This window comes from Mycobacterium sp. UM_Kg1, from assembly GCF_000972925.1.
Taxonomy (GTDB): domain Bacteria; phylum Actinomycetota; class Actinomycetes; order Mycobacteriales; family Mycobacteriaceae; genus Mycobacterium; species Mycobacterium hiberniae.
The window spans coordinates 1-12,370 of record NZ_JRMK01000048.1 but is presented as its reverse complement, the minus strand read 5'-3'; the positions used below and the strand labels follow the sequence as shown (position 1 = coordinate 12,370).

The following is a 12,370-nucleotide window of genomic DNA, read 5'->3' as shown; positions in this document are numbered from 1 at the left end:
CGTGGCGGCCCGTCATGGCGGGGCCACGCGTGACTTTGGCGCGTCAGCAGTCTACGAGACTAACAGCTCAGCACGAGGGGGCGGGCTGGCCTTGGCGGCACTGCCAGCGCGCAGTCAGGCCGGCGGCGTACAGTCGCCCCTAGCTCGTTAAACGCGCTAAGTAAGTTTTCCGGGCTGATCCGACCGGCAGAGAGGACGTAGACCGTGATGGCACCTACCGAACTCAACCCCGCCGACCTGCCCTCCGGCGCGGACATGGACGCCGCCAGCGGCGCGGGGCGAGGCTGACGACCGTGGCGCGCAGTGACAACGACAGCTGGGATCTGGCCTCCAGCGTGGGCACCACCGCCACCATGGTCGCCGCCGCCCGTGCGCTGGCCACCGCGGAGCCGGACGCCATCATCTCGGACCCGTTCGCGGCCCCGCTCGTGCGCGCGGTGGGCGTCGACTTCTTCACCAAGATGGTTGACGGCGCCCTGGAGCCGGCGGTGGCCGCGGAGGCCAAGGCCGCCGCTGAGCCGATGACGGCAGTGATGGCGGTGCGCACCCGGTTCTTCGACGACTTCTTCCGGGACGCCGCGGCCGCTGGGATCCGGCAGTTCGTGATCCTGGCCGCCGGACTGGATTCCCGGGCCTACCGGTTGGACTGGCCGCAACCCAGCGTGGTCTATGAGATCGATCAACCGGAGGTCATCGAGTTCAAGACGCGCACGCTGGCCGCACTGGGCGCGCAGCCGAGCGCCGATCGCCGGGCCGTGGCGGTCGATCTGCGCGACGACTGGCCGGCGGCCTTGCGCGAACGTGGTTTTGACCCGATGCAGCCCACCGCGTGGATCGCCGAGGGGCTGCTGGTCTATCTGCCCCCGGACGCACAGGACCGGTTGTTCGACCACATCACCGCGCTGAGCGCCCCGGGCAGCAGGCTGGCGACCGAATTCCACCCCGACGGCGGCGCCGCGCTCAGCGGCTCGAACCAGTCCCTGGGTCAGCGGTTCGCCGCTCAGGGCCTGGACCTCGACATCGCCAGCCTGGTGTACCCGGGCGAGCGTAATCCGGTGGGCAGCTATCTGAGCCAGCGCGGGTGGAAGGTGAGCGAACGCTCCCGCGAAGCGGTGTTCGCCGCCTACGGTCGCAGCTTTCCCGACGGCGACATCGTGGCGCGGCTGCGTAATTCGGTTGCGATCGAGGCGATTCGCACCTGACTGCTGGCGGCCGGCGCCCTCGGGGCGGTGAATCCGCGATTCGGCCGCTGGCCGGCTTCCGGCAACGGTATAACGGCCCCATGGTGCTCAAAGTCGCGGTTCCGCACGACCTGATCGGCGGCGACGTCGATGAGGGTTTCGGCAAGGTCGCCGACGCCTTCCGGGACAACTTCGCCCGTGGCAACGAAGTGGGCGCCGCCCTGGCGGTCTACCGCGACGGCGTCAAAGTCGTTGACCTGTGGGGTGGTTATCGCGACGGCCACAGCCGCGCACCGTGGCGACCCGACACCATGGTCAATGTCTTCTCGAGCACCAAAGGCGTGGCGGCGTTGGCCGTGGCGCTGGCGGTGTCGCGGGGCCTTTTCGGTTACGACGACAAGGTGGCCGCCCACTGGCCGGAGTTCGCCCAAGCGGGCAAGGGCGACATCACGGTACGCCAGCTGCTCGGGCACCAGGCGGGCCTGAGCGCACTCAAACCGGCCCCGGCGCTGGCCGACGTGGCGGCCCCGGACCGACTGGCCCCCCTGCTGGCGGCTCAGCGGCCCCGCTGGGCGCCGGGAACCCGCCACGGCTATCACGCGGTCACCTTGGGCTGGTACGAATCCGAACTCATCCGCCGCACCGACCCCGCCGGACGCACCCTGGGCCGCTTCTTCGCCGAGGAGATCGCCCGGCCACTCGGGCTGGACCTGCACATCGGGCTGCCCTCTTCGGTGGCCCGCGACCAGGTTGCGCTGTTGCACCAGTGGAAACGCGCGGAGTCCCTCCTGCACCTGTCGGTGATGCCCGCCGCTCTGGTGGCCGCCCTGCTCAATCCGTTCGGTCTGCTGGGGCGGGCCAGCTCGCTTCCGCGCGACATCAAACCGTGGGACGGCGACTACAACCGCGACGACGTACGCGCCGTGGAAATCCCGTCTGCCAACGGGATCGGCACCGCCAGGGCGATCGCGCAACTCTACGGCGCCGCCGCCGGCGCGGCCCCCGCCCTGCCGCTGCGCCAGGACGTGCGCGATGAACTCGCCGCTATGCCCGCACCGCCGTCGCGCGGGGAACGCGACAAGGTGTTGGGCGTGCAGCTGGTGTTCAATCTGGGCTTGTCCAAACCGGCGTTCGGCACCGTTTTCGGTTCTTCCGACAAGGCCTATGGCACACCGGGTTTCGGCGGTTCGTTCGGGTTCGCCGATCCCGACACGTCGATCGGCTACTCCTACGTGATGAACCGCCTGGGCTTTCACCTGCACAGCGACCCGCGCGAACTCGCGCTGCGCCAGGCAGTGTTCCACCACGCCCTCGGGGCCCGCCGACAGGCCTGATCAGGCTGCCATCAGCGCGCCTTACCAGCGCGACTCCCCCAGCCACAGCACCTGCGCACCGTTGACCGAGCGTTCGATGTGCTCGACCACTCCGACCACAGAGCGCACCAGCATCCCGCCGACCGCATCGGAGACCGCCGCCGCCGGCTGCGACGACGGGCGCGGCCGGATGAATTCCCACCACGACGAGCCCGGATACGACGCGGTGCGGACCTGCGCATCCGCATCGAGTCCGGCCAGCACCTTCGCGCGGCGGACCGCCGTGCGCAACCCGCCCAGTTCGTCGACCAGCCCGCGCTCGGCCGCGTCCGCGCCGGTCCACACCCGCCCGCGCGCCACCGCGTCGACCTCTTCGGTGGACAGGTTGCGGCCCTGCGCCACCCGGGCGACGAAGTCGTCGTAGAACAGATCTGCCTCGGTCTCCACCTGCCCCTGCTGTTCGGCGGTGAAAGGCGCGTCCATCGACCAGGCGTCGGCGTTGGCGCCGGTGCGCACCGCATCGCTGCCCACCCCCAGCCGGTCCTTGAGAGCACGGGCCACCAACTTGCCGGTCACCACACCGATGGATCCGGTGATGGTGCCCGGATTGGCCACGATGGCATCCGTACCGGCGGAGATGTAGTAGCCGCCGGATGCGGCGACCGCGCCCATCGAAGCCACCACCGGTTTGCCGGCAGCACGTGCCTGCTGCACGGCCCGCCAGATGGTTTCCGAACCGGTGACCGAACCTCCCGGACTGTCGACCCGCAACACGATCGCGACCACGTCATCGTCGGCGGCCGCCTCCCGCAGCGCCGCGGCGATGGTGTCACCGCCCACGCTGCGGCTGCCCAGCGGCGACAGCGGTGGTCCGCCCGAGCCGCTGACGATCGCCCCCGCCACCGTCACCACGGCGATCACCGGTTTGGGTTTGCGTCCCGGCAACGGCGGGCCCGCCCCGGGCGTGGTGGCATGCGCGTAGCGCGTCAGGTACAGGCGCGGCGGCGCGTCGTCGTCGGCGCCGGCCATGTCCCCGGCGCCGGTGAGTTCGGCGATCCGGTCGTAGGCCTGGTCGCGGAAACCGATCCGGTCGATCAGCCCCGATCGCTGCGCGTCGTCGCGCAACAGCGGCGCCTTGTCGGCCAGGGCATCGACGACGCCGGCGTCGAGCTTGCGGGATTCGGCGACCGCCGCACGCACCTGCGCGTGCAGGCTCTGCACCAACGCGGTGTCGGCCTCGCGGTGCGCATCGGTGTAGGAGTCCTGGGTGAAAAGGTTGGCCGCGGACTTGTACTCACCGCGCGCGACGAACTGTGCCTCGATACCGGCCTTGTCCAGGGCGGTTCGCAGGAAGGTCGCGCTGGTGGCGAAACCGACCAGCCCGACGGTGCCCGACGGCTGCATCCAGATCTCTCCGAACGCCGACGCCAGGTAGTACGACAGCGTGCCCGGATAGGTCTCGGCCCAGGCCACGGACGGCTTGACGGCGGTGAATTCGGCGACCGCGGCCCGAAGCTCCTGCACCGGTCCGGCGGCGGCCGCCGACAGCTGTACCCGTGCGATCAATCCCGCCACCCGAGGGTCTTGTGCCGCACGGTGGATCGCGGCCACCACGTCGCGCAGCACCGGCGGTCGGCCACCGGAACGGATCAGCGCCAGCGGGTCAAAGGCGCTGGTCTCGTGGGGAAGCTCTTGTAGGTCGAGTTCGAGGATGACGCCGTTGGGCACGCCGTGGTGGCGGGCGGTGTCGAGGCGGCGCGCAACGCCGCGCAGGCCGTCGATCCCGGGTACCCCGGGCAGCAGAGAGAACATGGATTCGAGCCTACCGGCGGCCTGCGGGACGGCGACCAGACGCAGAATCGCACCCCACCGAATGGTGGAGTGCGATTCTGTGACTGCTCGCGCAGCGGCAAGCCTTACAGCTCGGTGGCGGTGCCTCCGGCCGCGGTGATCTTGTCGCGAGCGCTGCCGCTGAACTTGTGCGCGGTGACGTCGGCTTTGACCGTCAGCTTGCCGTCGCCAAGCACCTTGACCAGCGTGTTCTTGCGAACAGCACCCTTGGCGACCAGCTCGTCGAGGCCGATGGTGCCGCCCTCGGGGAACAGCCGGTTGATGTCGCCGACATTGACGACCTCGTACTCGGTGCGGAACCGGTTACGGAACCCCTTCAGCTTGGGCAACCGCATGTGGATCGGCATCTGCCCACCCTCGAATGCGACCGGCACGTTCTTGCGCGCCTTGGTGCCCTTGGTGCCGCGGCCAGCGGTCTTGCCCTTGGAGCCCTCACCGCGACCGACACGGGTCTTCTTGGTGTTCGACCCGGGCGCCGGGCGCAGGTCGTGCAGCTTGATGGTCATTCGGCTTCCTCCACATGCACGAGGTGGTGAACAACCCGGATCAGGCCACGGGTCTGGGGGTTGTCCTCACGCACCACCGACTGGCGGATCTTGCGCAGGCCCAGGGTACGCAGGCTCTCGCGCTGCTTCCAGCGTGCACCGATGGTGCCGCGGACCTGGGTGATCTTCAGGTTTGCCATGGTTATGCCGTGCCTTCCCGCGCAGCGGCGGCAGCCAGAGCATCGCTCTCGCGACGAGCCTTGAGCATCGCGGCCGGCGCAACATCTTCGATGGGCAGGCCACGCCGGGCCGCCACCTCTTCGGGACGCTGCAGCATCTTCAGCGCGGCAACGGTGGCGTGCACCACGTTGATCGCGTTGTCGCTGCCCAGCGACTTGGACAGGATGTCGTGCACCCCGGCGCATTCCAGCACCGCGCGCACCGCACCACCGGCGATCACACCGGTACCGGGGCTGGCCGGGCGCAGGAACACCACGCCGGCGGCGGCTTCACCCTGCACCGGGTGGGTGATGGTGCCACCGATCAGCGGCACCCGGAAGAAGCCCTTGCGGGCCTCCTCGACACCCTTGGCGATCGCGGCCGGAACTTCCTTGGCCTTGCCGTAGCCGACGCCGACCAGTCCGTGGCCGTCGCCGACGATCACCAGCGCGGTGAAGCTGAACCGGCGACCGCCCTTGACCACCTTGGAGACCCGGTTGATCGCGACCACGCGCTCCAGGTAGTTGCTCTTGTCGCCGTCGCGGTTGTCGCGACCACCGCGGCCGCCGTCGCGGCCACCGCGGCCACCCCGGTTGTCGCGGTTGTCGCGTCCCTCGCTGCGGCTGCCCGTGTCGGGACCTGCCGAGGAGGCCCCTGTCGGCTGCTCCGCCATCATGCGGTCCTTCCAGTCATCTTCACGTCAGTCATCAGAAGTTCAATCCGCCCTCGCGCGCCGCGTCGGCCAACGCAGCGATCCGGCCGCCGTAGGTGTAGCCACCGCGGTCGAACACCACGTCCTGCACGCCGGCGGCCTTGGCGCGCTCGGCGATCAGCTGTCCGACCCGCACACTGTGGGCCTTCTTGTCGCCGTCCACAGCCCGCACGTCGGCCTCGATCGACGACGCCGCTGCCACCGTGTGGCCGGCCAAGTCGTCGACCAGCTGCACGTGAATGTGCCGCGAAGAGCGGTGCACCACCAGCCGGGGACGCTCGGCGGTGCCGGCGACCTTCTTGCGCAACCGCGCGTGCCGACGGATACGGTGCGTGCGCCGAACCTCGGAGATGTTCTGCCCGACGGGTTTGCGGTCCGGGGTGCCCGTCTGTGATTGCGCCATGACTACTTACCTGTCTTTCCGACCTTGCGGCGAACCTGCTCACCCTCGTAGCGCACGCCCTTGCCCTTGTAGGGGTCGGGGCGACGCAGGCGGCGGATGTTCGCCGAGATCTGGCCGACCTTCTGCTTGTCGATGCCCGAGACCGAGAACTTGGTGGGCGTCTCCACCGCAAAGGTGATGCCCTCCGGAGCCTTGATCAGTACCGGGTGGCTGTAACCCAGCGCGAACTCCAGGTCACTGCCCTTGAGCGCGACGCGGTAGCCGACGCCGAAGATCTCCATCTTGCGGACGTAGCCCTCGGACACCCCGGTGACCAGGTTGGCCAGCAGGGTGCGGCTCAGGCCGTGCAGCGACCGGTTGCGCCGGTCGTCGTCCGGGCGGGTCACCACGAGAGCGCCGTCGTCGTTGCGGGCGACGCTGATCGGCTCCGCCACGGTGAGCTCGAGGGTGCCCTTGGGCCCCTTGACCGATACGTTCTGACCATCGATGGTCACGTCGACCCCGGCGGGAACCGGGACCGGCTGCTTACCAATACGCGACATGTCTGCTACTCCCTCACCACACGTACGCGAGGACTTCGCCGCCCACGCCCTGCCTGGCCGCCTGACGGTCGGTGAGCAGACCCGAGGACGTGGAGATGATCGCCACGCCCAGGCCGCCGAGCACCCGAGGCAGGTTGGTCGACTTTGCGTAGACCCGCAGGCCCGGCTTGGACACCCGGCGCAGACCGGCGAGGCTGCGCTCGCGGTTCGGGCCGTACTTGAGGTTGACCACCAGTGACTTGCCCACCCGGGCGTCTTCGACGTGGTAGTCGGTGATGTAACCCTCGCGCTTGAGGATCTCGGCGATGTTGGCCTTGATCTTCGAGTGCGGCAGGGTCACCTCGTCGTGGTACGCCGAGTTGGCGTTCCGCAGACGGGTCAGGAAGTCCGCGATCGGATCCGTCATAGTCATTTAGGCTGCTCCTCCACCCTCACCAGCTGCTCTTCTGCACACCGGGCAGCTCGCCGGCGTGCGCCATTTCGCGCAGGCAGATTCGGCACAGGCCGAACTTCCGGAGCACCGCACGCGGGCGGCCGCACTTGTTGCAGCGGGTGTAGGCGCGCACCGCGAACTTGGGCTTGCGAGCCGCCTTGATAACCAACGCTTTCTTAGCCATTGTGGTCAGTTCTCCTTGAACGGAAAGCCGAGAGCCCGCAGTAGCGCTCGCCCTTCGTCGTCGTTGGTCGCCGAGGTGACGACAGTGATGTTCATCCCCCGCGGGCGGTCGATGGAGTCCACGTCGATCTCGTGGAACATCGACTGCTCGGCGAGCCCAAAGGTGTAGTTGCCGGACCCATCGAACTGCTTGGGCGAAAGCCCGCGGAAGTCGCGGATACGCGGCAGCGCGATCGAGGTGAGCCGGTCCAGGAACTCCCACATCCGGTCACCGCGCAGGGTGACCCGGGCACCGATCGGCATGCCCTCGCGCAGCTTGAACTGGGCGATGGACAGCCGGGCCTTGCGGATCTCCGGCTTTTGGCCGGTGATCGCGGCCAGGTCGTTGACCGCGTTGTTGATCAGCTTGGCGTCCCGGGCGGCTTCACCGACGCCCATGTTCACCACGACCTTCACCACGCCCGGGATCTGCATCACGTTGGCGTAGTTGAACTCTTTGTTGAGCGCGTCCCGGATCTCGTCGCGGTAGCGCACCTTCAGCCGAGGCTGGATCTTTTCTGCAGTCGTCATCTCTAGATGTCCTTGCCGTTGCGCTTGGAGACGCGAACCTTCTTGCCGGACTCGGCGTCCACCCGGTAACCGATCCGGGTGGGCTGTCCGTCGGAGTCGACGACCATCACGTTGGAGACGTGGATCGGAGCCTCCTGGGTGACGATCCCGCCCGAGGAGGCACCGGCCTGGTTGGCCGAGTTCGCGACGTGCTTGCGGATCCGGTTGACGCCCTGGACCAGCACCCGGTTGCGGGCGGGGAACGCCTGCAGGACCTTGCCCTTGGCGCCCTTGTCCTTACCGGCGATGACCAGGACGGTGTCGCCCTTGTGGACCTTCATCTACAACACCTCCGGTGCCAGCGAGACGATCTTCATGAACCGCTTCTCCCGCAGCTCACGGCCGACCGGCCCGAAGATGCGAGTTCCACGGGGGTCGTTGTCGGCCTTGATGATGACGGCCGCGTTCTCGTCGAACTTGATGTAGCTGCCGTCGGCGCGGCGACGCTCCTTGGCGGTGCGCACCACGACGGCCTTCACAACGTCGCCCCGTTTGACGTTGCCGCCCGGGATGGCGTCCTTGACAGTCGCGACGATGACATCACCGATGCCGGCGTATCGCCGCGACGAGCCGCCGAGCACCCGGATGCACAAGATCTCCTTGGCGCCGGTGTTGTCGGCGACCTTCAACCGCGATTCCTGCTGAATCACCAGATCTCCTCAGTAGTTGGGACGACGCGCGACATGACAAACGGCATGCCGGAATCTCCCCGGTCGTGCATGGTCTTCTTTATTGCCGAAGGGCACGCAGGGCCAACTCACGCCAGCCGAGGTCTGCACATGGCAACCCCTAGAGCTTAGGCGACGTATCGCCAGACGCCAAATTGCTGGCCGACCCCCCAGGGGTGCAGCACCTAAACCCGATATGGCTGGTGCCGGTGTCCTGCGCCTGCGGCGATCGGGCGGCGGGCCGGTAGCGGTGGCAGTACTCGGGCGCGCACAGGTGCGAGCCGCCCTTGAGGGTCTGGCTGACGGTGGGGTCGCCGGCAGCGGCCGGTGCGCAGCAGGCACTCGGCGGCGCATCGAGGCGGTGATGGGCCGAGAAGACGGTGGTCGTCCACTCCCAGACGTTGCCGATCATGTCGAGCAGTCCCCAGGCGTTGGCGGCAAAGGCGCCCACGGGCGATGTCCCGGACCAGCCCAGGGCACCGTCGTTGCGGTGCGGGAAGGCGCCCTGCCAGGTGTTGGCCATCAGGGCCCCGCCGGGCTTCTCCTCCTCGCCCCACGGATAGGTGGTCGCTGCACCGGCCGAAGCGGCGTACTCCCATTCGGCTTCGGTGGGCAGCCGCCGCCCCGCCCACCGCGCGTACGCCGCCGCGTCGGGGTAGGCCACCTGCACCACCGGGTGATCGGGCTTGTCCTCGACGCTGCTGTGCGGGCCCAGCGGGCGCCGCCAGTTCGCGCCGGGCACCCACCGCCACCACTGCCGCCAGTCCCGCAGGTCAACAGGCCCCGCTGTCGGGGTGAAGACCAAGGCACCCGGCTGCGCATCGCCGTAGCGCGCCGGGTCGAGTTGCTGTTCGGCGACGGTCACATAGCCGGTTGCCGCGACGAACGCGGCGTACTGGGCGTTGGTGACCGGATGGCGTTCCATCGCGAACGGCTGCACCGCCACACTGTGGATCGGCGCCTCTTCGGGGTAGAAGCTGGTCGAACCCATCCGGAACACCCCGGCCGGGATGTCGACGAGTTCGGTCAGCACGGCGTCAGTCCCGGGCGAATGCGGCGGCGATGCTCTTCCTCACATCCAGGTACGGCTCGCCGCTGACATCCACAGCCACATCCGCGATGGTTCCCCCGGTGAAGCCGAACGGAGCGCGATACGCCGACGACACGGCTTGGCCGGTGTTGCGCCCCACGCTGACACCGCCCCCGGCCAGCGCGAAGGCGCCCGGCTGGGCGAGCATCCCGGTCAGGGTGGCCACCACGGTGTCGTCGATGTAGAGCGCGGTGTCGCCCACCGGGGTGTGGCTGCCCTCGACGGTGCCGGTGCGCTCAAATCGGACGCCGAAGATGTGGTCTCCCAACGGAATCGGATCGGCCGAGGACAGCCACTGCTCACGCTCGCCGAGGAAGTTGTAGACGTAGTGCAGCTTGCCGTCCTGGACGAACAGCGCGTGGCCGCCGTGCCGTGCGCCCTGCTTGAACAGCACACCCTCGGCGGCGGCGGAATCCACCGTGACGCGCGCCAACACCGAGAACGATCGCCCGCGGATCTCCACACAGGCTCCCAAGGGCACCTCGGCGGTGTTCGGGAAATAGGTGTAGGCGGTGCGGTCGCCCGACAGGTACGGCCGCTGCCGGCCCGTCATCTCGATGATGTTCAGGTCCGACAGCGGAAGCCCGTTGTAGCGTTCCGCTTCGGCGAACCACAACTGCTTGAGCTCTTCGAGTTTCTCCGGGTGCTCGGCCGCCAGGTCGTGGCACTGGCTGCGGTCTTCGGTCAGGTGATAGAGCTCCCACCGGTCGTCGTCGAAGTGGCTCCACCCAGAGGGGGTCGCGGCATGCACGGTGTTGGCGAACCAGCCGCGGTGCCAGATGCCCCGCGTACCCAGCATTGCGTAGAACTGGGTGTCCTTACCGGTGTCCGCGGCCGGATCCGTAAGCGCCGCTTTGAAACTTACGCCCTCGAGGGGACGTTGGGCGACACCTCGCACGGTGGCGGGGGGTTCGATGCCGATCAGGTCGTAGACCGTGGGCGTCACATCGCACACATTGACATAGGTGTCGCGAACCTCGCCGTGTGCGGGGATTCCTTTGGGCCAGCTGACGATCGCCGGATCGGCTATGCCGCCCTCGTGGGAGGCATAGCGCTTGTAGAGCTTGTAGGGCGTGTTGAACGCCATCGCCCAACCGACCGGATAGTGATTGTAGGTCTCCGGTCCGCCGAGCTGATCGAAGAGCTTCATCGCCTCTTCGACGGAGTCGATGTAGCCGTTGAAGAACTTGTTCTCGTTGGGCGACCCGTTCGGGCCGCCCTCTCCGCTGGCACCGTTGTCGGAGATCACCACAACGATGGTGTTGTCGAGTTGGCCGGACTGCTCCAGGTAGTCCAGGATCCGGCCGATCTGTGCGTCGGTGTAACTCTGGAATCCGGCGAAGACTTCGGCCATCCGCGCGAACAGGCGCTTCTCGGAATCATCGAGGCTCTCCCAGGGGCGCACCATATCCAAGAACGGCCACGGCTGACCGTCGGCACTGGTGACGCCCGCGTAGGGGTTGACCTCGGAGAGATCGGTGTCCGCCGGCACCAGACCCAGCTTCTTCTGGTTCTCCAGGACGATCTCGCGGTAATTCTCGTAGCCCATGTCGAAGCGCCCGGCGTAGCGATCGGCCCATTCGGCGAAGACGTGGTGCGGGGCGTGGCCCGCGCCCGGGCAGACATAGCCGAACCAGGGCTTGTCGGGTGCGACGGTCTTCGCGTCGCGGATGAACTCGATCGTCCGATCGGCGATGTCCTTGGACAGGTGGTAGCCGTCCTCCGGTGTGGCGGGCGGCTCGACCGGATGGTTGTCGTAGACCAGATCGGGATACCACTGATTGGTCTCGCCGCCCATGAATCCGTAGAACCGGTCGAAGCCCCGCTGGGTCGGCCAGTGCCGCCGCGTGGCCGCCATGTTGCACTCCTCCAGCGGCGTCAGGTGCCACTTGCCGACGCAGAAGGTGTTCCAGCCCTGTTCGGCGAGAACCTCACTGAGAAGGGCGGTGTCGTAGGGGATGCGCCCATTGCAGTTGGGGAACCCATCGGTGAACTCTTCGATGGTCGCCATCCCGACACTGGTGGCGTTGCGGCCGGTCAGCAACGCCGCTCTGGTCGGCGAGCACAGGGCGGTGGTGTGAAACTGCGACAAGCGGACCCCGCGGGCGGCGATCCGGCTCATGGTCGGCATCTCGACCAGCCCACCGAAGCAGTCCCAGGTCGCGATGCCGGTGTCGTCCCAGACCAGGTACAGCACGTTGGGTGCACCCTCGGGAGCTGTCGGCGCGGCGAACGGACCCCAGTCCGGTTCGGAATCCCGGATGTCGAGACTGATCTTGCCCTTGAACTCCACCATCGCTCACTCCGTCGTCGGCCCCCGGAACTGTTGAGACACTACCGGGCCGGCGGCCAAGCGGCAGGCTTTGCGAGCCGGACACGCCTTGTGTGCAGCCGAATTCGGTTTCCACACGCAAGGGCGGAATAAGCAGCGGCCCCGACCCGCAGTGATGGACTGCGTGTCAGGGCCGCGGCGTAACAGCTTTTACTTGGCCTTCTCGAGGATCTCGACCAGGCGCCACCGCTTGGTCGCCGAGAGCGGACGGGTCTCCATCAGCGACACGCGGTCGCCGACACCGGCCGTGTTGTTCTCGTCGTGCGCCTTGACCTTCTTGGTGGTCCGGATGATCTTGCCGTACAGCGGGTGCTTCACACGGTCTTCGAGCTGTCTCTTATACACATCT

16 protein-coding genes are annotated in these 12,370 nt (G+C 68.0%); 2 read left to right on the top strand and 14 right to left on the bottom strand.

Annotated features, from left to right (window positions below; all coding sequences use genetic code 11):
• Positions 1–293: 293 nt before the first annotated feature.
• The gene (locus LI92_RS09780; RefSeq protein WP_046318383.1) at positions 294–1,202 is read left to right on the top strand and encodes an SAM-dependent methyltransferase; all 909 of its coding nucleotides are present in this window, start codon (positions 294–296) and stop codon (positions 1,200–1,202) included.
• Between the two features lie 80 nt (positions 1,203–1,282).
• Entirely contained in the window at positions 1,283–2,515 is a 1,233-nt protein-coding gene (locus tag LI92_RS09775; RefSeq protein ID WP_046318381.1) for an EstA family serine hydrolase, read from the top strand.
• Between the two features lie 21 nt (positions 2,516–2,536).
• Here the strand turns inward: LI92_RS09775 and sppA are convergent, their stop codons facing one another.
• The 14 genes from sppA to rpsQ form a co-directional block, all read right to left on the bottom strand.
• Entirely contained in the window at positions 2,537–4,306 is a 1,770-nt protein-coding gene (gene sppA / locus LI92_RS09770) for a signal peptide peptidase SppA (protein ID WP_046318380.1), read from the bottom strand.
• 104 nt (positions 4,307–4,410) lie between these two features.
• Positions 4,411–4,851, bottom strand: coding sequence for a 50S ribosomal protein L15 (rplO, locus tag LI92_RS09765; RefSeq protein ID WP_046318379.1), 441 nt, complete (start codon positions 4,849–4,851; stop codon positions 4,411–4,413).
• Positions 4,848–5,030, bottom strand: coding sequence for a 50S ribosomal protein L30 (rpmD, locus tag LI92_RS09760; protein WP_046318378.1), 183 nt, complete (start codon positions 5,028–5,030; stop codon positions 4,848–4,850). Before rpmD ends, rplO begins: the two co-directional genes overlap by 4 nt.
• A 2-nt stretch (positions 5,031–5,032) precedes the next feature.
• Positions 5,033–5,722, bottom strand: a complete 690-nt coding sequence (gene rpsE, locus LI92_RS09755) for a 30S ribosomal protein S5 (protein ID WP_082109645.1) — start codon at positions 5,720–5,722, stop codon at positions 5,033–5,035.
• Between the two features lie 34 nt (positions 5,723–5,756).
• Positions 5,757–6,164, bottom strand: a complete 408-nt coding sequence (gene rplR / locus LI92_RS09750) for a 50S ribosomal protein L18 (RefSeq protein ID WP_046318375.1) — start codon at positions 6,162–6,164, stop codon at positions 5,757–5,759.
• A gap of 2 nt (positions 6,165–6,166) precedes the next feature.
• The gene (rplF, locus tag LI92_RS09745; protein ID WP_046318373.1) at positions 6,167–6,706 is read right to left on the bottom strand and encodes a 50S ribosomal protein L6; all 540 of its coding nucleotides are present in this window, start codon (positions 6,704–6,706) and stop codon (positions 6,167–6,169) included.
• Positions 6,707–6,719: 13 nt separating this feature from the next.
• On the bottom strand, positions 6,720–7,118 hold the full coding sequence (gene rpsH / locus LI92_RS09740; protein WP_046318371.1) for a 30S ribosomal protein S8: 399 nt from the start codon (positions 7,116–7,118) through the stop codon (positions 6,720–6,722).
• A gap of 19 nt (positions 7,119–7,137) precedes the next feature.
• Entirely contained in the window at positions 7,138–7,323 is a 186-nt protein-coding gene (locus LI92_RS09735; RefSeq protein ID WP_024440399.1) for a type Z 30S ribosomal protein S14, read from the bottom strand.
• A 5-nt stretch (positions 7,324–7,328) separates the two neighbouring features.
• Entirely contained in the window at positions 7,329–7,892 is a 564-nt protein-coding gene (gene rplE, locus LI92_RS09730) for a 50S ribosomal protein L5 (protein WP_046318370.1), read from the bottom strand.
• A 2-nt stretch (positions 7,893–7,894) separates the two neighbouring features.
• A complete protein-coding gene (rplX, locus tag LI92_RS09725; RefSeq protein WP_046318368.1) occupies positions 7,895–8,212 on the bottom strand; it encodes a 50S ribosomal protein L24 in 318 nt (105 codons plus the stop codon).
• Positions 8,213–8,581: a 50S ribosomal protein L14 gene (rplN, locus tag LI92_RS09720; RefSeq protein ID WP_046318367.1), complete on the bottom strand. Its 369-nt coding sequence runs from the start codon at positions 8,579–8,581 to the stop codon at positions 8,213–8,215.
• 139 nt (positions 8,582–8,720) lie between these two features.
• Positions 8,721–9,632 (bottom strand): formylglycine-generating enzyme family protein, encoded by a 912-nt coding sequence (locus LI92_RS09715; protein WP_046318365.1) that lies wholly within the window; start codon positions 9,630–9,632, stop codon positions 8,721–8,723.
• A gap of 4 nt (positions 9,633–9,636) precedes the next feature.
• On the bottom strand, positions 9,637–11,985 hold the full coding sequence (locus LI92_RS09710; RefSeq protein ID WP_046318364.1) for an arylsulfatase: 2,349 nt from the start codon (positions 11,983–11,985) through the stop codon (positions 9,637–9,639).
• A 186-nt stretch (positions 11,986–12,171) separates the two neighbouring features.
• Positions 12,172–12,370, bottom strand: a 199-nt coding sequence (gene rpsQ, locus LI92_RS09705; RefSeq protein ID WP_046318363.1) for a 30S ribosomal protein S17, incomplete at its 5' end; no start/stop codon positions are given.